This window comes from Acidovorax sp. M2(2025), assembly GCF_049330835.1.
Lineage (GTDB): Bacteria > Pseudomonadota > Gammaproteobacteria > Burkholderiales > Burkholderiaceae_C > Acidovorax.
The window spans coordinates 4,136,399-4,160,091 of the sequence record NZ_CP186262.1 but is presented as its reverse complement, the minus strand read 5'-3'; the positions used below and the strand labels follow the sequence as shown (position 1 = coordinate 4,160,091).

Sequence of the window (23,693 nt, the reverse complement as noted above, 5' to 3'; positions counted from 1 at the left end):
CCCTACAATCCACCGCTGATGAGCCAGATCACCCGCTGCCCGTCCTGCTCCACCACGTTCAAGGTCGTGGCGGACCAGTTGCGCATCTCGGAAGGGTGGGTGCGGTGCGGCCAGTGCAAGGAAGTCTTTGACGCGTCGGCCCACCTGCTGGCGGTGGCGCCCGCGGCGCTGCTGCCCGATGTCTCGCTGACCGATGTGCGCCCCCCGCCCGTGCCGGTGCCTCGCGCGGTGGATGTGGGTCGGGTCTGGGGTGCCCCGGCAGCCGCCGGGGCGAATGCCGCGCCACCACGGGTGCCTGCACCTTCGTCTGCGCCTTCAGTGCCTGCGCCGGCCGCCGGGGATGTTCCGCCCGGCGACCTGCCGGACAGTGCGCTTCCGCCCTGGGAGCCGGTCGCCGAAGCGGACTCTCCGCAGGAGGATGCCGTCCCGGTCCTGGAGGTTCCCCAGCCTGCCGTCCCTGCGTTCCTCTCCGCGCGGGGGGGCGAGGCGGCGCAGCAGCCGCCAGGGCTGGAGGCGGGGCTTCTGGATGCATTCTCCTGGCGGCCCAGCGCTGCGCCCGTCGAGGTGCAGTCCGGCGTCGAAAGCCGGGTCCCCGGTGCCGAGAACCTGGTCCCGCCGCAGGCGATAGAAAGGGCCGGGCTGCCGGAGGCCGGCGCCGAGCCGACGACCCTGCCGCCCCTGGCTGCGGGATACGAATTGCCTTCGGCCACCCTGCCGGACGACGAGGAGTTGCCCCCGGAGCCGGAGCTTGCCGCGGACCCGCTGCCGCCCATCGATCCCGAGCCCGACCTGCCGGCCCCCGCGGCTGTGGAGACGGAGCCGCCCCCAGCGCCCGTGCTGGACGACGGGGAAGCACTAGAGCCGCCGGCCGCTGCCCCTGGGCAAGGCACTGCCACGCCCTTGCCGCCGGTGGATTTTGTGCCTGCGCCGCCGGCTCCGGTGCCGGAGACCCTGGCCCTGGTCGACGAGCGCACGCCAGCCCGGGTACTGCGCGCCCGTACTGCCAAGCCTTCTGCGGCCGACGCAGACGCGGCGCCGCAGGGCGAAGACCGCAGTGCCGAGGACGAAGCGCCGGCCGATCACGAGGAGGTCAGCTTCGTCGTGGCGGCGCGGCGCAAGGCGTTCTGGCGCAGGCCACTGGTACGCGGTGTCCTGGTGCTGCTGGTCCTTGCATCGCTGGCGGGGCTGGGCCTGCAGGTTGCGGTGCAGGAGCGCGACCGGCTGGCCGCCATGAATGTGCGCTTGCAGCCCTGGCTGCTGGCGCTGTGCGAGCCGCTGCGCTGCGAGGTTGCGCCCTACCGCCAGATTGCGGACGTGGTCATTGACAGCTCATCGTTCAACAAGGCCCGGGGCGACAGCTACCAGCTGGCGCTGACCATGAAGAACCTGGCCGCCATTCCCGTGGCCACGCCGGCGGTCGAGTTGACCCTGACCGACGCCCAGGACCAGCCGGTGCTGCGCCGGGTGCTGTTGCCGGCCGACCTGGGCGCTTCCGGCGAACTGCCGGCCCGCGGCGAATGGAATGCCTCGGTGTCGGTGCTGGTGACCACGGGGGGCGCGCGCGTGGCCGGCTACCGGCTGCTTGCGTTCTATCCCTGAGCGGCCTTCCCGCTTTTTCCCTTCTTTACCTACTTGTCCTTCTGATATGGCAGCCCTTATTTGCGGTTCTCTCGCGTTCGACACCATCATGACTTTCGAGGGACGCTTTGCCGAGCAGATACTGCCCGACCAGCTGCACATCCTGAATGTCTCTTTCCTGGTTCCTTCGCTGCGGCGCGACTTCGGCGGATGCGCCGGCAATATTGCCTACAGCCTCAAGCTGCTGGGCGGGGAGCCCCTGCCCATGGCCATGCTGGGCAGCGATGGTGCGGACTACCTGCAGCGGCTGGAGTCGCTGGGCATCAGCACGCGCCATGTGGGCCAGGTGCAAGAGACCTACACGGCCCAGGCCATGATCATGACCGACCGGGACAACAACCAGATCACCGCCTTCCACCCGGGCGCGATGATGCAGGCGCACCGCAACCGCATCGAAGCAGGCGGGGGCGTGCAGGTCGGCATCATTGCACCCGATGGGCGCGATGCCATGCTGGAGCACGCGGCGCAGTTTGCAGCGGCCGGAATTCCCTTTGTGTTCGACCCGGGCCAAGGGCTGCCCATGTTCAACGGCGAGGAGCTGGCCCGGTTTGTGGAGCAGGCCGCCTGGGTCACGGTGAACGATTACGAGGGAAAGATGCTGTGCGACCGCACCGGCTGGACTCTGGCGGAGATTTCGCGCAAGGTGCGCGGACTGGTGGTGACGCTGGGCGCCGAGGGCTGCGAGGTCTGGGTGGACGGAGCAAAGACCCATGTGCCGGCCGTGGTGCCTGCCGCCGTGGTCGACCCGACGGGGTGTGGCGATGCCTGGCGCGGTGCGCTGCTGTTCGGCCTGGAAAAAGGCTGGCCGCTGGTGCGTTGCGCCGAGCTCGGCAACCGGGTGGGGGCGCTGAAGATCGCGCAGCGCGGGCCGCAGAATTACACGCTGGATTTCGTGCCCCAGTAACGTTCTGCGAGCGCATGTTGGGCCGCGGCGTTTTCATTGCGCGGCAACGGTGGCTCTGCGGTGGGCGTCCAGGTTCAGGACCCGGTGGCCAGACGGCGGCCCGCCTTCTGGCGCCGGTGCTCCGTGAGCAACCCGGGCCAGCGCCTGACGGACTGCGCGTTGCACCCATAAAAAAACCCGGCGCGTTGGCGCCGGGTTGAGGAACGCGCGCGGCGTTCGTCTTAGGGCTTGTTGCCCGTAGGGAAAGGCCAGGCTGCCTGAGGGTTCAGCGTGGTCTGGGCGGCGGGGGCCGCAGCAGGGGCAGGGGCAGGCGCCTTGGCGGCCTTCTTGGGGGCTGCCTTCTTAGCGGGAGCCTTGGCAGGGGCAGCCTTCTTCGCAGCGGCAGGAGCCTTCTTCGCAGGTGCTGCAGCCTTCTTGGCAGGAGCGGCCTTCTTCGCTGCTACGGCCTTCTTGGCAGGAGCGGCTTTCTTGGCGGGTGCTGCTGCCTTCTTGGCGGGAGCGGCCTTCTTCGCTGCTACGGCCTTCTTGGCAGGAGCGGCTTTCTTGGCGGGTGCTGCTGCCTTCTTGGCGGGAGCGGCCTTCTTCGCTGCTACGGCCTTCTTGGCAGGAGCGGCTTTCTTGGCGGGTGCTGCTGCCTTCTTGGCGGGAGCGGCCTTCTTTGCTGCTACGGCCTTCTTGGCAGGAGCGGCCTTCTTGGCGGGTGCTGCGGCCTTCTTGGCGGGTGCAGCTTTCTTTGCTGCGGCTGGCTTGGCAGCGGTTGCAGCTTTCTTCGCGGGGGCTGCCTTCTTGGCGGCCGGTTTTTTCGCAGTTGCCATCATGTTCTCCTTGGGTCAATTTGCAAAGAGCACTCCCTGTCTGCAGTGGACAGGAAGCGATCCATGGGGATGGAGACTGGGTCCATCCCCATGAACACGGAAACGCCCCACAGGGCCGCGCCATGGGGCGCTGGCGGTGTGGGGCGTGGTGTGCAAGCCATGGTGGTGTGATGCGGAAAAAGGCGCTAGTCCCAGGACAGCGCACCACCGGACTGGTATTCGATCACGCGGGTCTCGAAGAAGTTACGTTCCTTCTTCAGATCAATCATCTCGCTCATCCAGGGGAACGGGTTCTCTTCGTTGGGGAACAGCGTTTCCAGCCCGATCTGCGTCGCCCGGCGGTTTGCGATGTAGCGCAGGTAGCCTTTGAACATGGACGCATTGAGCCCCAGCACCCCGCGGGGCATGGTGTCCTCCGCGTAGCGGTACTCCAGCTCCACCGCCTTGAGGAACAAGGCCTTGATCTCGGCCTTGAACTCGGCGGTCCACAGGTGCGGGTTCTCCAGCTTGAGCTGGTTGATCAGGTCGATGCCGAAATTGCAGTGCATCGATTCGTCGCGCAGGATGTACTGGTACTGCTCGGCAGCGCCCGTCATCTTGTTCTGGCGGCCCAGGGCAAGGATCTGCGTGAAGCCGACGTAGAAGAACAGGCCTTCCATCAGGCAGGCGAAGACGATGAGCGACTTGAGCAGCGTCTGGTCGCTTTCGGGCGTGCCGGTCTTGAAGTTGGGGTCCATGATCGCGTCGATGAACGGGATCAGGAATTCATCCTTGTCGCGGATGGACGCAACTTCGTTGTACGCGTTGAAGATCTCGCCCTCGTCCAGGCCCAGAGACTCCACGATGTACTGGTAGGCGTGGGTGTGGATGGCTTCCTCGAAGGCCTGGCGTAGCAGGAACTGGCGGCATTCCGGGGCCGTGATGTGGCGGTAGGTGCCCAGCACGATGTTGTTGGCCGCCAGGGAGTCCGCGGTGACGAAGAAGCCGAGGTTGCGCTTGATGATGCGGCGCTCGTCTTCCGACAGGCCGTTCGGGTCCTTCCACAACGCGATGTCGCGCGTCATGTTCACCTCTTGCGGCATCCAGTGGTTTGCGCACGTGGCCAGGTATTTTTCCCAGGCCCACTTGTACTTGAACGGCACCAGTTGATTGACGTCGGTCTGGCCGTTGATGATGCGCTTGTCGGCCGCGTTGACACGGCGGTGTGCGGCAGCCGATGCGGAGGTCTGCGCGCTGGAAGCGGGCGTTGCGGTGGTGGCCACGGGCTGCAACGACGGGGTCTGAAAAGACAGGGGCGGTTGCCCCGCCTGGCGGTTGTTTTGCAGACCGCCGTCCAGTTGATTTTGCGATGAGGGCTTGACTTCTTCGTCCCAGGTCAACATAGATTTTCCAGTGTTCGGATTATGAAAGCAGTGCTGCGAAAAGAAAAGCACCGAAGCGTTGCGCAGCAAGGATTTGTTGCTTCACAGCACCGTTGCGACGCACCAGGTGCACCCGGTGCGTCGCAGGCGAAACCTTTATTGGCAGGCTTCGCAGGTGGGGTCGTCGATGGCGCAGAACTTGATGTCGGTGGCGGGCAGTGCCGCTGCCTGCGCTGCAGCCGCCGCAGCCGCTGCTTCCAGAGCGCTGGGCTGGGCCTGGGCCGGCGCTGCGGCCTGTGCTGCCGCGCCGCCGTCGTGCCCCGAGGAGACTGCATTGAGCTGGCGCGTGTTCACCGTGCTCATCTCCACGTGGGTGGCGCTTTGCGTGCGCAGGTAGTAGGTGGTCTTCAGGCCGCGCACCCAGGCCAGCTTGTAGGTGTCATCAAGCTTCTTGCCCGATGCGCCGGCCATATAGATGTTCAGGCTCTGGGCCTGGTCGATCCACTTCTGGCGGCGCGATGCGGCTTCGACCAGCCAGCGGGGCTCCACCTCGAAGGCGGTCGAGTACAGGGCCTTGATGTCCTGGGGAACGCGGTCGATGGGGTGCAGCGAGCCCTTGAAGTGCTTGAGGTCCATGATCATCACGTCGTCCCACAGGCCCAGGCGCTTGAGGTCGCGCACCAGGCAGCCGTTGATCACGGTGAACTCGCCCGACAGGTTCGACTTCACGGACAGGTTGCCGAACGAGGGCTCGATCGACGCGTCCACGCCGATGATGTTGGAGATCGTGGCGGTGGGCGCGATGGCCACGCAATTGGAGTTGCGCATGCCGTCCCGGGCGATCTTCTTGCGCAGGGCGTCCCAGTCGAGCGTGGCGGAGCGGTCCACTTCCACATAGCCGCCGCGGGCCTGCGCCAGCAGGTCCAGCGTGTCCAGGGGAAGGATGCCGCGGTCCCACAGCGAGCCCTTGTAGCTGGAGTACTGGCCCCGTTCGCGGGCCAGTTCCGTGGACGCCCAGTAGGCGTAGTAGCAGATGGCTTCCATCGAGCGGTCGGCAAATTCCACGGCCTCTTGCGATGCGTAGGGGATGCGCAGTTCGTACAGGCTGTCCTGGAAGGCCATGAGGCCCAGGCCCACCGGGCGGTGGCGCAGATTGGAGTCGCGGGCCTTGTTGACCGCGTAGTAGTTGATGTCGATGACGTTGTCGAGCATGCGCATCGCCACCGTCACGGTCTTCTTGAGCTTCTCGTGGTCGATCTGGCCGTTCTTCAGGTGCTGCAGCAGGTTGACCGAGCCGAGGTTGCACACGGCGGTTTCGGTGTCGCTGGTGTTCAGCGTGATCTCGGTGCACAGGTTGGACGAGTGCACCACGCCGGCGTGCTGCTGGGGCGAGCGCACGTTGCAGGCGTCCTTGTAGGTGATCCAGGGGTGCCCGGTCTCGAACAGCATGGTCAGCATCTTGCGCCACAGGTCCGTGGCCTGCACGGTCTTGGACGGCTTGATCTCGCCGCGGGCGGCCTTCTCTTCGTAGGCCACATAGGCCTTTTCAAAGTCGGCACCGAACAGGTCGTGCAGGTCGGGCACGTTGGAGGGGGAGAACAGCGTCCAGGTGCCTTTTTCCATCACGCGGCGCATGAACAGGTCGGGGATCCAGTTGGCCGTGTTCATGTCGTGCGTGCGGCGGCGGTCGTCGCCGGTGTTCTTGCGCAGCTCCAGGAACTCCTCGATGTCCAGGTGCCAGGTTTCCAGGTACGTGCAGACGGCGCCCTTGCGCTTGCCGCCCTGGTTGACGGCCACGGCCGTGTCGTTGACGACCTTGAGGAAGGGCACCACGCCCTGCGATTCGCCGTTGGTGCCCTTGATGTGGGAGCCCAGGGCGCGCACCCGGGTCCAGTCGTTGCCCAGGCCGCCCGCGAACTTCGATAGCAGCGCGTTTTCCTTGATGGACTCATAGATGCCGTCCAGGTCGTCCGGCACGGTGGTCAGGTAGCAGCTGGACAGCTGGGAGCGCAGGGTGCCGCTGTTGAACAGCGTGGGCGTGCTGGACATGAAGTCGAACGACGACAGGACTTCGTAGAACTCGATGGCGCGGCCCTCGCGGTCGCTCTCGTTCAGGGCCAGGCCCATGGCCACGCGCATGAAGAACGCCTGGGGCAGTTCGATGCGGGTTTTCTTGACGTGCAGGAAGTAGCGGTCGTACAGCGTTTGCAGGCCCAGGTAGTCAAACTTCAGGTCACGGTCGGCCTTCAGGGCCGCGCCCAGGCGCTGGAGGTCGTACTGCAGCAGGCGCTTGTCCAGCAGCTCGTTGTCCACGCCCTTCTGGATGAACTCGGGGAAGTAGCTGACATAGGCCTCGCCCATGGCGGCCTGGGGCACCTCACGGCCGAGCACCTCGCGCACGATGGTGTGCAGCAGCAGCCGGGCGGTGGCGTAGGTGTAGTCCGGGTCCTTCTCGATCAGCGTGCGCGCTGCGAGGATGGAGGCCTTGTAGACCTCTTCCATGGGCACGCCGTCGTACAGGTTGCGCATGGTTTCGGCCACGATGGGGTCGGCCTTGACGTCCGCGCCCAGGTTCACGCAGGCCGACTCGATCAGCGCCTGCAGGTGCAGGGGGTCCAGGGCGACGCGCTTGCCGCCGTCCAGCACATGCAGCTGGGGGGCGGACTGCGCTTGCGCCTGCTGCTCCACCTGGCGGGCGCGCTCCTGGGTGCGGCGCTCCCGGTACAGCACGTACGCGCGGGCCACCTCATGGTGCTCGCCGCGCATCAGGCCCAGCTCCACCTGGTCCTGCACGTCTTCGATATGGAACGTGCCGCCTGCGGGCCGCGAGCGGACCAGGGCGCGCACAACGTTGTGGGTCAGCAGGTCCACGACTTCCCGCACGCTGGCGGACGCTGCGCCCTGGGTTCCATGCACTGCCAGGAAAGCCTTCATCAGGGCCACCGCAATCTTTTGCGGCTCAAAGGGCACCACCGCGCCGTTGCGCCGGATGATCTGGTAATGCGCCAGGGAGTTGGCTGCGGTGGACGCGTCGGAGGGCGCGGCGGGCGCCTCCGCGGGGGTGGCATGGGCGGGGGAAGGCGTGTTCAAACCAGCTTGCATGGGGAGTCCTCTTCTTTGGGCTGTCTGGGGGAAGTGCGCGCGGACTGCGGGCCGCCATGCCGCGGTGGCTGCGGCGGGCGGTGGTCTGGCGCACACTATATATGGTGTGTCTGATGCGTTCAAGACACTACCGGTAGTGTACCGCCCCCGGCGCTCCGAAAAAGCGAAACAGCATGTACCAGGCGACCAAAGGGCCCTGCCGTGCCGCGCGCCAGGCCGCGGCACGGCTGAAAAAGCGCCCCGCAACCCGCGCCAGCACAGGCTTCGCCGGCGGGTTTGCCCTGCAAAGCGGCGTGCCCTCTGGGGGCAGCGTTTTGTGCGGTTGCACAAAGAAAAAAATCCGGAGCGCGGCGCGGGCGCGACACGCCCGCCAGCATCCCTAGGGATGCTCTGCACGCGTCGTCGCGCCGTGTGCATCTGCGGGCTCGGGCGGTCTGCTGCGTTGCAAATGCTCGCAATAGCTCGGCTATTGCTGCGCTTTGCGTCTTGCAGCCCATCCCGATCCGCAGCGCCCACTTGCCGCTCGATTCGTGCAGAGCATCCCTAGGGTTGTGCCGGGAACGGGGCCCGGACCGCCGCCGGAAAGCGATGGGCCGGCCACTGCAGGCCCGCTTGCAGGCGCGCCCAGTCGAAGCCGGGGCCGGGGTCTTGCTTGCGGCCGGGGGCAATGTGCTCGTGGCCGGCGATGTGCGCGATGGGGTAGCGCTGCTGGATTGCCTGGCACAGCCGGGTCAGGGCCTGGTACTGGGCGGGCTCGAACGGGCCGCCTTCCAGGCCCTCCAGCTCGATGCCGATCGAGTCGTCATTGCATTGGCTGCGCCCGCGGTAGGACGACTGTCCGGCATGCCAGGCCCGCAGGTCGCAATCCACGAACTGCCACACGGCCCCCGAGCGCTCGATGAAAAAATGGGCAGAAACCTCCAGCCCGCGGATGCCTTGGTAGTACGGGTGGGCGTCCCAGTCCAGGGTGTTGGTGAACAATTGTTGAACCGCGCCGGTCCCGTATTCGCCCGGGGGCAGGCTGATGGAATGCACCACGATGAGGTCGATGGCAGACACCGCCGCAGCGGGGCGGGCGCCGTGGTTGGGGGAGTCGAGCCGCGTAGCGCCGCGCAGCCATCCGCCCTGCCATCCCGGCTGCCACGGGCCCGCTGCGGGCATCGCTGCCTCAGCCGGCGTCGTCATGCGCATCCTGGTCGTTGGGGACGGCGATGTTCAGCCGCGCGATGCGGTAGCGGATCTGCCGCAGGCTGATGCCCAGGCGCGCCGCCGTGGCGGTCCGGTTGAAGCCGGACTCGCGCAGGGCGCGCACCAGGATGTCGCGCTCCTGATGGTCCAGCCAGGCCTGCAGATCATTGGGCAGCGGCACCGTGCTGCCGGGGTTGCTTGCCGCCACGGCGTCGGACTGGCCGTGCTGCGGTTCGGCCAGGTACGGCGCATTCGCCGCGGTCCCGGCCGGGGGGCGCGGCTCTGCAGGCTCGGCCCCCCCGGTCCCGCACGGCCAGTCGATGTGCAGTTCGTCGCCGTCGCTCAGGGCGACGGCGCGGTGCAGCAGGTTTTCCAGCTCCCGCACGTTGCCGGTGAGCGGGTGGGCCGCCAGGGCCTGCAGGGCTTGGCCGGACAGCGCCGGGACGGGCAGGCCGGATTCGTGGGCAATGCGCGCGAGCAAGGCGGTGCACAGCACCGGCAGGTCCTCGCGGCGCTCGCGCAAGGGGGGGATCACGATCTCGATGACGTTGAGACGGTAGTACAGATCCTGCCGGAAACGGCCCGCCTGCACGTCGGCCGCGAGGTCGCGGTGCGTGGCGCTGACAATGCGCACGTCCACCGTCTCCTCCTGGGTGGAGCCCAGGGGGCGCACGCTGCGCTCCTGGATGGCGCGCAGCAGTTTGGACTGCATTGGCAATGGCAGGTCGCCGATTTCGTCCAGGAACAGCGTGCCGCCGCGTGCCGCCTGGAAGTAGCCGTCGCGGTCCTGGGTGGCCCCGGTGTAGGACCCCTTGCGCGCGCCGAAGAACTCTGCCTCCAGGAGGTTTTCTGGAATGGCGCCGCAGTTCACGGCCACCAGCGGGCCGTCGGCCCGCTGGCTGCTCGCGTGCAGCGCCTGGGCCACCAGCTCCTTGCCGGTGCCCGATTCACCGTGGATCAGCACGGGCGCCATGCCGCGGGCCACCTTGGCCACGCGCTGCTTGACGTTGAGGATGGCTTCGGAGGTGCCCACCAGCCGGTCCAGGGCGGTGCCGGCCGTGGGCGATTCCACCGCGGCGCTGGCCTGCCGCCCCTGCATGCCGCCGGTGCGGGCCGCCCGCGGCGGCGGCACGCCGCCGGTGCCCTGCACGGCGGACGCGACCACCGAGCGGAACTGCTTGAGGTCGACCGGCTTGGTCAGGTAGTCGAATGCGCCGGAGCGCAAGGCCTCCACCGCGTTCTCCGCCGATCCGTAGGCCGTCATGACCACGCAGCGCTCGCGGCGCTGCTGGTCGCGCAGGTCCTGCAGCAGTTCCATGCCGAACCCGTCGGGCAGGCGCATGTCGGTGATGACGGCGTCGAAGCGTTGGGCCTGCAGCTGGTTGCGGGCCTCCTGCAGGTTGGACGCCGTTTCCACGCGGTAGCCCTCGCGCAGGAGCGTCAGTTCATACAGGGTGCGCAGATCGGGTTCGTCGTCCACGACGAGGATGGAGGCGGCTGGTGCGTTCATGGCAAAAGGTTTCAGACCACGATGGTGTCAAACAGCGTGGCGGCGTCGGTGGGGCGGGTCGTGCGGCGAAAACCCACCGTGAAGGCGTTGCCCCCGATGTCGCCGCGCGGGGTGCTCTGGGTCAGCCGCTGGTAGCTGATGGAGGCGCCGTGGCGCTGGCACAGCTCCCGGCAGATGTACAGGCCCAGGCCGCTGGAGCGGCTTTCGGACGAGAAGAAGGGCTCGAAGAGGTGGCGTTCCACCGATTTGTCCATGGGGGCGCCGTCGCTCCAGACCTGCAGGCTGGCCTGGCCCGCCGCAGAGGTGCGGGTGGTCACCCGCAGGGAGTCGGGCTCCTGGCCCATGTAGCGCAGCGCGTTGTCCAGCAGGTTCACGAGCACGCGCCGCAGGTGCTCCGTGTCGAACTCGACCTGGACCCCGCTGGCTTCCAGGCTCACCACGGCGCGGCGGCGGGCGGGGTCTTGCGCCTGCCAGTCGTTCCAGACCAGGGCCACGGCCTCGTCCAGCGCCAGGGTGGATGCCGGCGCATGGCTGATCTGGTGCTGCACGCGGGCGATGTCCAGCACTTCTTCGGCAATGCGCGCCAGGCGGTCCGCGTTCTGCTGCACCATGTGGGTCAGGCGCTTGTGTCCCGGGTCCTGCAGGTCCTCCTCCAGCAGGGCATTGGCCTGCACGATGGCCGCCAGCGGGTTGCGGATCTCGTGCGCCACGGCCGCCGACATGCGGCCCATGGCGGCGAGCTTTTCCGTGCGCAGCCGCGCTTCCATCTCGCGCAGGTCGTGCAGGAACATCACGCACAGCCGTTCGGTCTGGGCCTGGCGCGCGGCCTCGCGGGTGGAGGTGAGCCAGGTGCGCACATGCAGTCCGGTCGGGCTTTGCCCCGGGTGCAGCAGGTCGACGTCCGCGGTCTGCGAATGCTCCTGCCGGAACGTGCGGCGCGCCAGGATGACCAGGGGCTGCCAAGGAGGTTGCGCGGCCAGGGAGAAGGGCAGCTCGGGCGGGGACCCGGCCGCAAGCAGCTGCAGCCCCGCGGGGTTGGCGATGCGCACGGTGTCGCTTTCGTCCACCACCAGCACGCCGTCGGTCAGGTTCTGGATCACCAGCGCGCTCACCTGCGCCTGCACGCGCGCGGCCATCTGGCTTTGCTGGGCCAGTTCCTGCTCGCGCGCCAGCCGGCTGGCCAGCTGGTGCACGAGGTAGCTCACGATGAAATAGCCGGTGCCGGTCAGCGCGCTTTGCAGGTAGCGGGGCGCATCGTCGCCGGTGGAGCCGGTGGACAACCAGGCGGCCCAACCCAGCAGCAGCAGGGTGACCGCCGCCGTGGTGCCCAGGGCCAGCGTCAGCGAGCCGAGCACGGCTGCCATGAGGATGGGCAGGCCGAACAGCGGCGTGTAGTTCATGCTGCCCGCGTGCAGCAACTGCAGCGCGGAGATGGCCGCCAGATCCACCCCGATGGAGAGCAGCCAGTGCGGGCCGGTGTGCGGCGCGGGCGGTCGGTTGCGCCCCAGCACGCGCAGCACGACCGTGGCCCCGAGGTAGGCCACGCACACGCCCAGCACGGCAGGCTCGGCGGCCTGGTTGACGGCCTGCCCCACGCCCTGCAGCACCACCAGCGCCAGCGCCACCATCACGCGGCCGGTCAGGAACCCGCGCCACAGCCGCAAGAAAGGGGTGTCTGCCAGAGGCATAGGAACGCGGAGACTGAAAAAAGGAAGAAAAGAGTTGGCGATCGGCGCCGGGTCCGGCTCAGGCGGGGCCCCGCGCGCGGTGCTCCGCGCAGCAGTAGGGGCGGTTGCCGGCCATCAGGGCATCGGCCTGGGGAACATGCACGCCGCAGTGCGCGCAGGCCAGCATGGCCTGGGGCAGCGCGGCGGCCGGGGGCCGGGCGGCGTGCCGGGGCGGCACAGGCGCATCCTTGGCGCGGCGGTTGCGCCACATGCCATACGCCACGGCCAGCACCGCCAGCAGCACCAGGTATTTCATGCGCTGCGCCCCAGGACGACTTCCAGCACAAAGCGCGAGCCCACGTAGGCCAGCAGCAAGAGCGCCGAGCCGGTGTACAGCACCCGCACGGCGCTGCGCCCGCGCCAGCCGAACCGCGCGCGTCCCAGGAGCAGGCCTGCGAACGTGACCCAGGAGAGCACGGAGAACACGGCCTTGTGGTCCCAGCGCCAGGCCTTTCCGTACAGCGTTTCTCCAAACAGCCATCCGGCCAGCAGCGTGGCGGTCAGAAGGATGAAGCCCGCAGTCACGAAGCGGAAGGTCAGCCGTTCCAGCGTGAGCAGGGGGATGCCGCTGTGCGGGTCTTCGGCGTGGCGGATGCGCTGCTCCGCGCGGGTCATGAGCCAGGCGTGCACGACGGCGGCGGCAAACAGCCCGTAGCAGGCAATCCCCAGGGCCAGGTGCAGCGGCAGCCAGGCCGAGGCGCTCACATGCAGCGGCTGGCCGGGGAACAGCAGGGCCAGCACGATGGCCAGCGCGCCCAGCGACGCCAGGACCCAGCGCGACTGCATCTGCGGGAACAGCTGCCGCTCCACCGCGTAGACCGTCAGCACGAGCCAGGCCGTCATCGACAGCGCGGGGGCGAAGCCAAAGCGGGGCGCGTCGCCCCACAGGCCCCACACCAGCACCGCGCCGTGCAGCAGCCAGGCCACCAGCAGCGCGTTGCGCGCGGCTGCGGCGCCCAGCTGCCGGGCCGCCGCGGCGGGCACGGCGTATGCCAGGGCAGCGGCCAGGGCCAACAGCCAGCCGATGGGAGAGCTACTCGGTAAAATCATGGCTGACAGTTTAGCCTTTCAGCCCCACCGCCAGCCCCTTGGCGGCCTGCGCCCGCAACCGCCGCGTTGACGCTGCGCAGGCAACACCGGAACTCTCTTTATGGCCTCCGCCCTTACCGACAAACTCACGCGCCTCGTCAAGGAGATGCGCGGCCAGGCCCGCATCACCGAGTCCAACGTGCAGGACATGCTGCGCGAGGTGCGCATGGCCTTGCTGGAGGCGGACGTGGCGCTGCCCGTGGTGCGCGATTTCATCGCGCGGGTCAAGGACAAGGCGCTGGGCCAGGAGGTGCTGGGCTCGCTCAAGCCGGGACAGACGCTGGTGTCCATCGTCAACCGCGAGCTGGCCGCGACCATGGGCGAGGGTATTTCCGACATCAACCTGGCGGCGCAGCCGCCGGCGGTGATCCTGATGGCGGGCTTGCAGGGGGCGGGCAAGACCACCACCACGGCCAAGCTGGCCAAGCACCTGATTGAAAAGCGCAAGAAGAAGGTGCTCACGGTGTCCGGCGACGTCTACCGCCCCGCCGCCATCGAGCAGCTCAAGACGGTGACCCGGCAGGCCGGCGCCGAGTGGTTCCCAAGCACCCCGGACCAGAAGCCGCTGGACATTGCCCAGGCCGCCCTCGACTACGCGCGCAAGCACTATTTCGACGTGCTGCTGGTCGACACGGCCGGCCGCCTGGCCATCGACGAAGCCTTGATGAAGGAAATCAAGGACCTGCACGCGGCGCTGAACCCGGTGGAGACCCTGTTCGTGGTGGACGCCATGCAGGGCCAGGACGCCATCAACACCGCTCGTGCCTTCAAGGAGGCGCTGCCCCTCACCGGCATCGTGCTGACCAAGCTCGACGGCGACTCGCGCGGCGGTGCGGCGCTGTCGGTGCGGCAGATCACCGGCGCGCCTATCAAGTTTGCGGGCGTCTCCGAGAAGATCGACGGGCTGGAAGTGTTCGACGCCGAGCGCCACGCCGGCCGCATCCTGGGCATGGGCGACATCGTGGCCCTGGTGGAGCAGGTCACGGCCGGGGTGGACCTGGAGGCCGCCCAGAAGCTGGCGGCCAAGGTGAAAAGCGGGGACGGCTTTGACCTGAACGACTTCCTGGCCCAGATCCAGCAGATGAAGCAGATGGGCGGGCTGTCCAGCCTCATGGACAAGCTCCCTGCGCAGCTCACGGCCAAGGCCGGTGCCGTGGACATGGACAAGGCCGAGAAGGACATCCGCCGCAAGGAAGGCATCATCCAGAGCATGACGCCGCTGGAGCGCCGCAAGCCCGAGCTCATCAAGGCCACCCGCAAGAAGCGCATCGCCAGCGGTGCGGGCGTGCAGGTGCAGGAGGTCAACCGCCTGCTCAAGGAGTTCGAGCAGATGCAGGGCATGATGAAGAAGATGAAGGGCGGCGGCCTCATGAAGATGATGAAGCGCATGGGCGGCATGAAAGGCCTGGGCGGCGGCGGCATGCCCAAGATGCCGTTCTGAGGGTTTCAAGCATTTTTGCCCTCTGGCGCCCGTGGAATAAGCGCAAGACGCTATCAAAATGTGAGCAAAAAAGAGCCGGCACATGCCGGCTCTTTTTCGTGGTGCGCGGGCGGGCCCGCTGGCCCGGTGCGGGCGCGGGTCACGCCGCCTTCAGCGCCGGGGCCGCGAGCCGGCTCGCGTGGAGCCAGGCGCGGCGCAGCACCGGGGGCGACCACGATTCCTCCGGGATCAGCAGCAGCCGCCGGGCGCGCAGCGACTGGCCCAGCGCGATCTGGCTGGTGAGCACGGCCAGCGGAATGGCCAGGGCCAGCGGCAGGCCCACGGGCATGAGCCACAGCAGGGCGCTGCTGTCGATGGCTGCCACGCCCAGGGCCAGCAGGCCGATGACGGCGCTCATGGGCGCCAGCTGGCGCACGGCGTGGCGCCACGGCACGGCCTGCGCTTCGCGCGGGGGCGACTTCCATTCCAGCTTCAGGCCGGTCAGGGCGATCAGCACGAACAGCGAGTGCGCCAGCATGCGGATCGGCGCCTGCAGGATGGCCAGCACGCTTTCCAGCGCGGCGCTCTTGAGCAGGCTGAAGCCACCGCCGTACTGCTGCTGCTCGCGTCGCATGAACACGGCGGCCACCCCCAGCGCGCGGGGCAGGAACAACAGGCACAGCGTCCAGGCCCACAGCGACAGCAGCTCGGCCGGCAGCACATGCCAGTCGGCCACCAGCCGCGCGCCCGAGAGCCACAGCGCCGTGCCCAGCGTGAGGAACGCGAGCCACAGCGGGGCCGACAGGTAGGCCATGGCACCGGTCAGGAACATGGTGCGGTGCACGGCATGGATGCCAGGCTCGGCCACCAGCTGGGCGTTTTGCAGGTTGCCCTGGCACCAGCGGCGGTCGCGTTGCAGTTCGGCCAGCAGGTCGGGCGGCTGCTGCTCGTAGCTGCCCACCAGGTCGGCCGCCAGCCACACGTGGTAGCCGGCGCGGCGCATGAGCGCGGCTTCGACGAAGTCGTGCGACAGGATGCCGCCGGCAAGGCCTCCCTTGCCCTGGATGGGCGCCAGCGCGCAGTGCTGCATGAAGGGCGCCACGCGGATGATGGCGTTGTGGCCCCAGTAGTGGGATTCGCCTAGCTGCCAGTACTGCATGCCCAGCGTGAACAGGCGGCCGGTGACGCGCGAGGCGAACTGCTGCGCCCGCGCGTGCAGGGTGACGTGGCCGATGGCCTGGGTGGCCGTCTGGATGATGCCGGCGGTGGGGTGCGCTTCCATCAGCTTGGCCATGGAGACGATGCAGTCGCCGCTCATCACGCTGTCGGCGTCCAGCACCACCATGTAGCGGTAGTCCTTGCCCCAGCGGCGGCAGAAGTCGGCCACGTTGCCCGCCTTGCGGTGCGTGCGGCGCGCGCGCAGCCGGTAGTACACCTGCACCTGCGGCTGCTGCGCGTGCTGCGCCAGCGCGGTGCGCAGCGCTTCCCAGGCCGCGCGTTCGGCGCGGACGATGGCGGGGTCGTAGCTGTCGGACAGCACGAACACGTCGAACGTGGAGCCATGGCCGGTGGAGGCCACCGATTCGCAGGTGGCCCGCAGGCCCGCGAAGACCGTGGCCACGTCCTCATTGCAGATCGGCATGATGATGGCGGTGCGCGCGTCCGCGGGCAGCCCATGCTCCAGCACGCTGCGCGCCGTCAGGGCGTGGCGGTCGCCCCGCAGCATCACCCAGAACCCCATCAGCCCGGTGAGGAAGCCGGTGACGACCCAGGCCGACAGCAGCGCGAACAGGGCCACCTGGCCGTAGCCCAGCCAGGCGTTGTCGTAGTCGGGCTGGACTGCGGCAAACAAGGTGCTGGCCAGCGCCGTGGCCAGCACGGTGAGCAGCGCAAACGTCCACCGGCGCTGCCGCGCGGCGCGCTGCCAGGGTTCGGCGGGCGCGGCGGCGGTGGCCGAGGCGCCTTCTGCGCCGGTGCGGCCCGTGAGCCGCAGCAGCACGGCGGTGCCCAGGCTGTTCCAGAAACCGCGCCACTGCACGGGGACCATGGAGCCGCGGTGCAGCGGCGGAGCGGTCACGGAGTTGGGGTGGCGCTCCTCGCGCAAGGCGCTGCGCCGGCCCGTGGAAGCGGAGCTCACTCGGGAAGAAGGATGTGTGTCCATGTTTCGCTCACAGCGTGGTTGTCGTGTTGAAGAAAGGCGCGCAGCTCGACCGGCCGGTCGGCCTTGAGACGCTGCACGCGAACGGTCATGCGCCACTGCCCGGTGGCGGGGTTGCGGTAGGCGATGCTTTCCAGCACCTTGCCGTTGGCATCGCTGCTCACGACGGCCGGGACGGCGGCGTTCTCCGGCAGGGCCTTGAGCGCGGGGCCGTCGAAATCGATCACGTACTGCGCCTGCTGGCGCAGGGCGTCGGGGCTCTGCTTCGTGTAGCCCATGCCCCGGCGCGATTGCGTGGCCCAGGCGCCGGGCGGGCGCTGCTGCTCGTCGCCCTGCCAGCTCAGCTCGTAGGCAAACTCCAGAGGCTGGCCGGGCGCCGGCAGCTGGGCAGGCACCCAGTACGCCACGATGTTGTCGTGGGTTTCGTCGGGCGTGTTCAGCTGCACCAGTTCCACCCGGCCCGCGCCCCAGTCGTGCAGGGGCCGCACCCAGGCGCTGGGCCGGCGTTCGTACCGGGCTTCCACGTCCTCGTAGCTGGGCCACTGGCGGTCGCGCTGCATCAGCCCGAAGCCCTTGGGGTTCTTGGTGGCGAACGAGGTCACCAGCGTCTGCTGCGGGTTTTGCAGCGGGCGCCACAGCCACTCGCCCTCGCCCGTGGCCACCATCAGGCCGTCGGAGTCGTGCACCTCCGGCCGGAAATCCTCCTTGCGCGGCTGGTTCTCGCCAAAGAAGAACATGCTGGTCAGCGGGGCAATGCCCAGGGTGGCAATGGGCTTGCCGGCGCCCGGGCGCACAAAGATCCGGCTGCGCACCGTGGTGGTGGTGTGCACGCCGGGCTGGATGTCAAAGCGGAAGGCCCCGGTGGCGCGGGGGGAGTCCAGCAGCGCGTACACCGTGACCTGGGTGGCCAGCGGCTCCGGGCGCACCAGCCAGAACTCCGTGAAGCGCGGAAATTCCTCGCCGCGGCCGCCCACGGTGTCGATGGCCAGGCCCCGCGCCGACAGCCCGTATTGCTGGCCCTTGCCCAGGGCACGGAAATAGCTGGCGCCCTGAAACACCACCAGCTCGTCCTTGTAGGCGCTGGAATTGAGGTGGTTGTGCAGGCGGAATCCCGCAAAGCCCAGGTCGCCCCAGGCCTTGGGGTTCAGCGTGTTCTTGCCGTAGTCGAAGTCGGCCCGGTCGTAGGCCACGTGGCGCACGCCCTGGGGGGTGACTTCGTTGATCAGCACCGGCTCTTTCTGGTACAGGCCCAGGTGGAAGAACATGGCCTCGAAGGGCAGCTTCTCGGCGCGCCACAGGGCCCGCTCGGGCCGCCAGCGGATGTCGCGCACGCCGTCGTAGTCCAGCCGCGCCAGGTCGGCCGGCAGTTTGCCGTTGGCTGCGCGGTACGGCTGGGCCGCACGCTCGCGGGCCAGGCGCGTGACGCTCTCGAAATCAAAGCCCTGCGCGTGGGCCGCAGCGCCGGTCCACAGCGCCAGGGCCACCGCCCAGGCGGGCTGTGCCAGCAGGCGCCGGGGGCGCAGGAGACGGGAGAAAACAGCTTGCATGCCTGACCCAGGGCAAACCCTGTGCCAGGTCTGAAAAGCGCTTTGAAATCAAGTGGTTAGCGGCGGCTCTGCATGTAAGCAGTTGTGCGGCGCGGGTTTCGGCGGCCGCTGGGGCGGTTTTTGTCGTGGTTCAGCGACAGCTTGCCCGGTGCAGGCAAAAAAGACCAGCGAAATCAACGGCTTAGTCTTGTCGCTCGGTGGCGACATCGTCGCCGTCGCCCGCGTCGGCCTTGAAATGGCCGGGCGTCAGCGCGTGTTTTTGCAGCAGGCGGTAGAACTCGGTGCGGTTGCGTTGCGCCAGGCGCGCGGCGTCGGCCACATTGCCGTCGGTCATCTTCAGCAGCCCCACCAGGTAGTCGCGCTCGAAGCGCTGGCGCGCCTCCGCAAAGCTGAGGACCTGCGTGGACGGCGTGCGCAGCGCGCGCTGCACCAGCGTCAGGGGCACCAGCGGCGTGGTGGACAGGGCGCACACCTGTTCCACCACGTTGTAGAGCTGGCGCACGTTGCCGGGCCAGGCCGCCGTCGTCAGGGCCTTGAGCGCTTCGGGCGCGAAGCCCGACAGGCGCTTGTCGTACTTGCGCGCGAGCTTGTCCAGGAAATGGTTCGCCAGCAGGGCGATGTCTTCGCGCCGGTCCGCCAGCGTTGGCAGCGCCAGCGTGACCACGTTGAGCCGGTAGTACAGGTCTTCGCGGAACTGGGCGGCCGCCATGGCCGCCTCCAGGTCGCGGTGGGTGGCCGAGATGATGCGCACGTTCACGGGGATGGACTGGCTGGCGCCCACGGGCCGCACGGCCCGCTCCTGCAGCACCCGCAGCAGCTTGACCTGCAGCGCCGGGGGCATGTCCCCGATCTCGTCCAGCAGCAGCGTGCCGCCGTCCGCGGCCTGGAACAGCCCCTTGTGGTTGCTCACGGCGTCGGTAAAGGCTCCCTTGACGTGGCCGAACAGCTCGGACTCGAGCAGGGTCTCGGGGATGGCGCCGCAGTTCACGGCAACAAACGGGTGGCGGGCGCGCGGGCTGGCCCGGTGGATGGCCTGGGCCAGCAGTTCCTTGCCCGTTCCGCTGTCGCCCAGCAGCAGCATGCTGGCATCGGACTGGGCGACCATGTAGGCCTCGGCCAGCAGGTCGGTCATCCGGTTGGAGCGGCTCACGATTTCAGCGCGCCAGGCTTCGTTGGCCTGGGCGTGGGTGACCGCCGGGGCGCTCAGGGCCAGCGCCTGTGCGATTTTTTCCAGCAGCTCCTTGCCGTCGTAGGGCTTGGTCAGGTAGGTGAACACCCCGCGGGAGGTGGCTTCCACCGCATCGGGGATGGTGCCGTGGGCGGTGAGCAGGATGACCGGCAGGGACGGGTGCCGCGACCGCACCTCGTCAAACAGCGCCAGCCCGTCGCGGCCCGGCAGCCGCACGTCGCTCAGCACCAGCTGCGGGCGGGCCATGTCGAGCTGGGCCAGCGCCGCCTCGGCCGAGCCCACGGCCACCACCTCGTACCCCGCCGCCTGCAGCCGCAGCGACAGCAGGCGGAGCATGTCCGCATCGTCATCCACCACCAGGATGCGGGCCGAAGGCGTTGCGCGGGAGGGAGCGTGGGCTGCGGGCATGGATCTGGGCATCGGGGCGGTTCAGGGCGGGTGCGGGCGGATGGGACGGGCGCCAGGGGCGCGTCAAGGGGCGGGCCGCTGCGGGCCGCTGCCTGCCGGGGCGGGCGGGCTGGACGGCAGCGCTGCGGGGCGGGTGGTCAGGCTGCGTTCGATGGCGCGCACGGCCTCCAGGCGTTCGTTGAGCTGGTCGTTGCGCCGCTGGGCATCGCGCAGCTGCTGGGCTTGGCGCTCCAGCTGGTCTTCCAGGCGGCGCTGCTGCAGCAGGCGCGCCTCCATCAGCCGTGCCAGCGGGTGCAGGGCTTGCGCGGGCGCGGTGCTGCTGCCCAGCACCCGCTGCACCAGGCCGAGCGCACGCGCCGTATCCACCGGCTGGCGGGTCTGCGCCAGGGCGGTGGCCAGCAGCAGCGGGGTGTCGGGCGATGCGTCCTCGGCCTCGCCCAGGCGGGCCACTTCGCGGGCCAGCTCTGCCGGCGGCAGGCGCAGGACGCGGTCGCTGTAGGCCAGCACTTGGTCTAGCGCGGTCCCGGCCTGCGGCGCCGGGGCCGCGGGCGGGCGGGCGGGCTCGGGGGCCGGCGCGGCCGCAGGCTCTGCGGCGGGCGCAGCCGCCGTCCCGGCGGGCTCGGCCGTGCGGGCCGGTGCGGGTTCGGGCGACGCTGCCGCGCGGGGGGCCGTGGCGCTGCAGCCCGCCAGCAGCAAGGCTGCCGCCAGCAGCAGGCCCCGGGCGGGGCCGGCCGGTGTGGCGGCGTGGGAGGGGAAGCAATCAGGCGGCATCGGGTAGTTCCATGCGAAAGAAGGAGTGCACGCCCTCTTCGACCAGCCGCACGCGGCCGCCGTGGGCGACGACGTACTCCTGGACGATGGACAGCCCGATGCCGGTGCCGCGCACCGCGCCCTCGGGTTGGCGCACGCCCCGGTAAAAGGGCTCGAAGACGCGGTCGCGGTCGGCCTGGGCCACGCCCGGGCCCTGGTCCGACACGTCCACGAACACCCGGTCGCCGTGGCGCGAGAGGGTCAGCCGCACCGTTCCCCCCTTGGGCGAGAAACGGATGGCGTTGGACAGCAGGTTGCTGACGGCGGAGGCTATTTTCTCGGCGTCGATCTGCAGGGTCGCCGGCGTGCCTTCCACCAGCACCCGCAGCCCCCGCGCCTGCCACTGCAGCCGCTGCGCCTCGACCTGGGCTTCCAGCAGCGCCAGCAGGTCGGTGTCCTGGCGCCGCAGCTGCCGGGCTTCGAAGGCCGCGGCGTTGAAGCGCAGCAGGGCCTCGATCTCCTCCTGCAGCACCAGCGTGTTGTGGTGCAGGATCTGCGCGACCTCGCGCTGCCCGGCGTTGAGCTCGCCCGTCACCCCGTCCTGCAGCAGCGCCACACCCTCGCGCAGCGCGGCCAGCGGGGTCTTGAGCTCGTGCGACACATGGCGCAGGAAACGCGCCTTGTCGGCGTCCAGCTCCAGCAGCCGCAGGCGCAGCCATTCCAGCTGCTGGCCCACGCGCCGCACGTCGTCCGGGCCGTAGATGGCCACGGGCGCCTGCAGCTGGTTTTCGCCCAGGCGGCGTATGGCGCGTTCCAGCCGCTTGAACGGGCGGGCCAGCCAGATGCCCAGCGCCAGGGCCAGCACCAGCGCCAGCACGATCACGCCCACCACCTGGTGCGTCACGCTGCGCCGGCTGGCTTCCAGCCGGTCCTGCAGCTCGCGGATGCGCTGGGTGTTCAGCTCCTGCACCGACTGCGCGATGGCGGTGTGCAGCGCTTCCAGCGACACGAATTCCTCCGCAACGCGCTGCTCGTTCTCCAGCGCACGGTCGGGCGCGGCGTCCAGCAGCGCCTTGACGGCGTCGAGATGGGTATGCCATGCGGCGGACTGGTCCTGCGCCAGCCCGCCCTTGCGCAGCTGCTCCAGCAGCCCTGCGGCCTCCACCGCCATCTCGTCAAAGCTGCGGCGCAGGGGCGCGTCGCGCAGCACCAGGGACTGCCGGGCCGCGCGCTCCAGGGCCTGGCCGCGCTGGCTGAGTGCCTGGGCCGCGGTGCTGAGCGCGGTGGCCTGCGCGGCGCCCAGGCGGCTTTGCAGCATCAGCTGTTCCAGCGTGTACAAGGCGCGCAGCGAGCTCACGCCCAGCAGCCCCGCAATCAGCAGGAAGGCCAGCAGCAGCAGCTGCTGGAAGGACAAGCCGTGCAGCCACCCCTCGGGGCGCGTGCGGGGCGGGGTGGGCGGGGACGTCTCCACAGGGCGGCGCTGAGGGGAAAAGAAAGGCGGGTGCTGCTGCGGCGGCGCTCAGCCCGCCGCGGCGGCGGCTTCGGGCTGCGCGTGCGGCAGCTGCACCACTTCACCGCGCAGCGTGTAGGCCTTGGCCTCGGTGACGTGCACGTCCACCATCTGGCCCACTAGGCGCGGGTGGCCCGCAAAGTTGACCACGCGGTTGCATTCGGTGCGGCCCATGAGTTCGTTGGCATCGCGCTTGGACGTGCCTTCCACCAGGATGCGCTGCACGGTGCCGACCCGGCTCTCGCTGATGGACTTGATGTTGGCGTTGATGACTGCCTGCAGCTCCTGCAGGCGGCGCAGCTTCACGTCGTGCGGCGTGTCGTCGTGCAGGCCCGCGGCGGGCGTGCCGGGGCGCGGGCTGAAGATGAAGCTGAAGCTGTTGTCGAAGTGGATGTCGTCGATCAGCTTCATCATCTTGTTGAAGTCGTCCTCGGTCTCGCCGGGGAAGCCGACGATGAAGTCGCTGCTCATGGCCAGGTCGGGGCGGATGGCGCGCAGCTTGCGCACCGTGCTCTTGTATTCCATGGCGGTGTAGCCGCGCTTCATGGCCATCAGGATGCGGTCGCTGCCGTGCTGCACGGGCAGGTGCAGGTGGCTGGCCAGCTTGGGAATCCGGGCGTAGGCGTCAATGAGACGGGGCGTGAACTCGTTGGGGTGGCTGGTGGTGTAGCGGATGCGCTCGATGCCCGGGATGTCCGCCACGTATTCCAGCAGCAGGGCAAAGTCCGCCACCTCGGCCGTGCCGCCCATCTTGCCCAGGTAGGCGTTCACGTTCTGGCCCAGCAGGGTGACTTCCTTCACGCCCTGGTCGGCCAGGCCCGCCACCTCCACCAGCACGTCGTCAAACGGGCGGCTCACTTCCTCGCCGCGGGTGTAGGGCACCACGCAGTAGCTGCAGTACTTGCTGCAGCCTTCCATGATGGAGACAAAGGCGCTTGCACCCTCCACCCGCGCCGGAGGCAGGTGGTCGAACTTCTCGATCTCGGGGAAGCTGATGTCCACCTGCGGTTTGTCCAGGCGCTCGCGCTGGTTCAGCATCTCGGGCAGGCGGTGCAGCGTCTGCGGGCCGAACACCACGTCCACGTAGGGGGCGCGCTTGATGATCTCCGCGCCCTCCTGGCTGGCCACGCAGCCGCCCACACCGATCTTCACGCCCCGCGCCTTCAGGTGCTTGATGCGGCCCAGGTCGCTGAACACCTTTTCCTGCGCCTTCTCGCGCACGGAGCAGGTGTTGAAGAGGATCAGGTCGGCCTCGTCCACGTTCTGCGTGGGCTCGTAGCCCTGGGCCGCGCCCAGCACGTCGGCCATCTTGTCCGAGTCGTACTCGTTCATCTGGCAGCCGAAGGTTTTGATGAAGACTTTTTTGGCCATGGCGGG

General features: G+C 68.9%; 17 protein-coding genes. 3 read left to right on the top strand and 14 right to left on the bottom strand.

All coding sequences use genetic code 11. The annotated features are described in order from the left end of the window. The first annotated feature begins 18 nt into the window (after window positions 1–18). Window positions 19–1,599, top strand: coding sequence for a DUF3426 domain-containing protein (locus ACOYR3_RS19115; RefSeq protein ID WP_422843885.1), 1,581 nt, complete (start codon window positions 19–21; stop codon window positions 1,597–1,599). Window positions 1,600–1,645: 46 nt separating this feature from the next. Further along, window positions 1,646–2,542 (top strand): carbohydrate kinase family protein, encoded by an 897-nt coding sequence (locus tag ACOYR3_RS19110; protein ID WP_422843884.1) that lies wholly within the window; start codon window positions 1,646–1,648, stop codon window positions 2,540–2,542. Window positions 2,543–2,763: 221 nt separating this feature from the next. Here ACOYR3_RS19110 and ACOYR3_RS19105 read toward each other — a convergent pair whose 3' ends face one another. From ACOYR3_RS19105 to ACOYR3_RS19070, 8 genes are all read right to left on the bottom strand, one after another. Further along, window positions 2,764–3,357 (bottom strand): histone, encoded by a 594-nt coding sequence (locus tag ACOYR3_RS19105; protein WP_422843883.1) that lies wholly within the window; start codon window positions 3,355–3,357, stop codon window positions 2,764–2,766. A 185-nt stretch (window positions 3,358–3,542) separates the two neighbouring features. Next, window positions 3,543–4,739 (bottom strand): ribonucleotide-diphosphate reductase subunit beta, encoded by a 1,197-nt coding sequence (locus ACOYR3_RS19100; protein ID WP_422843882.1) that lies wholly within the window; start codon window positions 4,737–4,739, stop codon window positions 3,543–3,545. Between the two features lie 135 nt (window positions 4,740–4,874). Continuing rightward, window positions 4,875–7,820, bottom strand: coding sequence for a ribonucleoside-diphosphate reductase subunit alpha (locus ACOYR3_RS19095; protein WP_422843881.1), 2,946 nt, complete (start codon window positions 7,818–7,820; stop codon window positions 4,875–4,877). A gap of 543 nt (window positions 7,821–8,363) precedes the next feature. Next, window positions 8,364–9,005 (bottom strand): 1,6-anhydro-N-acetylmuramyl-L-alanine amidase AmpD, encoded by a 642-nt coding sequence (gene ampD, locus ACOYR3_RS19090; RefSeq protein ID WP_422843880.1) that lies wholly within the window; start codon window positions 9,003–9,005, stop codon window positions 8,364–8,366. Then, window positions 8,989–10,518 (bottom strand): sigma-54-dependent transcriptional regulator, encoded by a 1,530-nt coding sequence (locus ACOYR3_RS19085; RefSeq protein WP_422843879.1) that lies wholly within the window; start codon window positions 10,516–10,518, stop codon window positions 8,989–8,991. Before ACOYR3_RS19085 ends, ampD begins: the two co-directional genes overlap by 17 nt. An 11-nt stretch (window positions 10,519–10,529) precedes the next feature. Then, window positions 10,530–12,206 (bottom strand): two-component system sensor histidine kinase NtrB, encoded by a 1,677-nt coding sequence (locus ACOYR3_RS19080; protein ID WP_422843878.1) that lies wholly within the window; start codon window positions 12,204–12,206, stop codon window positions 10,530–10,532. A gap of 58 nt (window positions 12,207–12,264) precedes the next feature. Continuing rightward, window positions 12,265–12,501 (bottom strand): PP0621 family protein, encoded by a 237-nt coding sequence (locus ACOYR3_RS19075; protein ID WP_422843877.1) that lies wholly within the window; start codon window positions 12,499–12,501, stop codon window positions 12,265–12,267. Next, window positions 12,498–13,295, bottom strand: a complete 798-nt coding sequence (locus ACOYR3_RS19070; RefSeq protein WP_422843876.1) for a cytochrome C assembly family protein — start codon at window positions 13,293–13,295, stop codon at window positions 12,498–12,500. Before ACOYR3_RS19070 ends, ACOYR3_RS19075 begins: the two co-directional genes overlap by 4 nt. Window positions 13,296–13,395: 100 nt before the next feature. Between ACOYR3_RS19070 and ffh the strand changes: the two genes are divergently transcribed. Then, window positions 13,396–14,775 carry a signal recognition particle protein gene (ffh, locus tag ACOYR3_RS19065; RefSeq protein ID WP_291489587.1) on the top strand — a complete coding sequence of 460 codons (1,380 nt, stop codon included), beginning with the start codon at window positions 13,396–13,398 and terminating at the stop codon, window positions 14,773–14,775. A gap of 139 nt (window positions 14,776–14,914) precedes the next feature. Here the strand turns inward: ffh and mdoH are convergent, their stop codons facing one another. The 6 genes from mdoH to miaB all read right to left on the bottom strand — a co-directional run bounded on the left by mdoH (window position 14,915) and on the right by miaB (window position 23,687). Further along, entirely contained in the window at window positions 14,915–16,915 is a 2,001-nt protein-coding gene (gene mdoH, locus ACOYR3_RS19060; protein WP_422843875.1) for a glucans biosynthesis glucosyltransferase MdoH, read from the bottom strand. Further along, on the bottom strand, window positions 16,888–18,459 hold the full coding sequence (locus ACOYR3_RS19055; RefSeq protein WP_422843874.1) for a glucan biosynthesis protein G: 1,572 nt from the start codon (window positions 18,457–18,459) through the stop codon (window positions 16,888–16,890). Before ACOYR3_RS19055 ends, mdoH begins: the two co-directional genes overlap by 28 nt. A 181-nt stretch (window positions 18,460–18,640) precedes the next feature. Then, window positions 18,641–20,056 (bottom strand): sigma 54-interacting transcriptional regulator, encoded by a 1,416-nt coding sequence (locus ACOYR3_RS19050; protein WP_422843873.1) that lies wholly within the window; start codon window positions 20,054–20,056, stop codon window positions 18,641–18,643. 63 nt (window positions 20,057–20,119) lie between these two features. Next, window positions 20,120–20,827: a hypothetical protein gene (locus ACOYR3_RS19045; RefSeq protein ID WP_422843872.1), complete on the bottom strand. Its 708-nt coding sequence runs from the start codon at window positions 20,825–20,827 to the stop codon at window positions 20,120–20,122. Then, window positions 20,817–22,277: an ATP-binding protein gene (locus ACOYR3_RS19040; RefSeq protein WP_422843871.1), complete on the bottom strand. Its 1,461-nt coding sequence runs from the start codon at window positions 22,275–22,277 to the stop codon at window positions 20,817–20,819. The genes ACOYR3_RS19045 and ACOYR3_RS19040 overlap by 11 nt, the downstream gene beginning before the upstream one ends. Window positions 22,278–22,325: 48 nt before the next feature. Then, complete coding sequence (gene miaB, locus ACOYR3_RS19035; protein WP_422843870.1) at window positions 22,326–23,687, bottom strand: tRNA (N6-isopentenyl adenosine(37)-C2)-methylthiotransferase MiaB; 1,362 nt, start codon at window positions 23,685–23,687, stop codon at window positions 22,326–22,328. Between the last annotated feature and the right edge of the window lie 6 nt (window positions 23,688–23,693).

Bases quoted from the DNA above. Each gene is read 5' to 3' on its own strand.
- ACOYR3_RS19050 (WP_422843873.1), bottom strand. From the start codon at position 20,056: ATGCCCGCAGCCCACGCTCCCTCCCGCGCAACGCCTTCGGCCCGCATC.
- ampD (WP_422843880.1), bottom strand. From the start codon at position 9,005: ATGACGACGCCGGCTGAGGCAGCGATGCCCGCAGCGGGCCCGTGGCAG.
- mdoH (WP_422843875.1), bottom strand. From the start codon at position 16,915: ATGGACACACATCCTTCTTCCCGAGTGAGCTCCGCTTCCACGGGCCGG.
- ACOYR3_RS19080 (WP_422843878.1), bottom strand. From the start codon at position 12,206: ATGCCTCTGGCAGACACCCCTTTCTTGCGGCTGTGGCGCGGGTTCCTG.
- ACOYR3_RS19100 (WP_422843882.1), bottom strand. From the start codon at position 4,739: ATGTTGACCTGGGACGAAGAAGTCAAGCCCTCATCGCAAAATCAACTG.
- ACOYR3_RS19115 (WP_422843885.1), top strand. From the start codon at position 19: ATGAGCCAGATCACCCGCTGCCCGTCCTGCTCCACCACGTTCAAGGTC.
- miaB (WP_422843870.1), bottom strand. From the start codon at position 23,687: ATGGCCAAAAAAGTCTTCATCAAAACCTTCGGCTGCCAGATGAACGAG.
- ACOYR3_RS19085 (WP_422843879.1), bottom strand. From the start codon at position 10,518: ATGAACGCACCAGCCGCCTCCATCCTCGTCGTGGACGACGAACCCGAT.
- ACOYR3_RS19105 (WP_422843883.1), bottom strand. From the start codon at position 3,357: ATGGCAACTGCGAAAAAACCGGCCGCCAAGAAGGCAGCCCCCGCGAAG.
- ACOYR3_RS19075 (WP_422843877.1), bottom strand. From the start codon at position 12,501: ATGAAATACCTGGTGCTGCTGGCGGTGCTGGCCGTGGCGTATGGCATG.
- ACOYR3_RS19110 (WP_422843884.1), top strand. From the start codon at position 1,646: ATGGCAGCCCTTATTTGCGGTTCTCTCGCGTTCGACACCATCATGACT.
- ffh (WP_291489587.1), top strand. From the start codon at position 13,396: ATGGCCTCCGCCCTTACCGACAAACTCACGCGCCTCGTCAAGGAGATG.
- ACOYR3_RS19070 (WP_422843876.1), bottom strand. From the start codon at position 13,295: ATGATTTTACCGAGTAGCTCTCCCATCGGCTGGCTGTTGGCCCTGGCC.
- ACOYR3_RS19045 (WP_422843872.1), bottom strand. From the start codon at position 20,827: ATGCCGCCTGATTGCTTCCCCTCCCACGCCGCCACACCGGCCGGCCCC.
- ACOYR3_RS19055 (WP_422843874.1), bottom strand. From the start codon at position 18,459: ATGCAAGCTGTTTTCTCCCGTCTCCTGCGCCCCCGGCGCCTGCTGGCA.
- ACOYR3_RS19095 (WP_422843881.1), bottom strand. From the start codon at position 7,820: ATGCAAGCTGGTTTGAACACGCCTTCCCCCGCCCATGCCACCCCCGCG.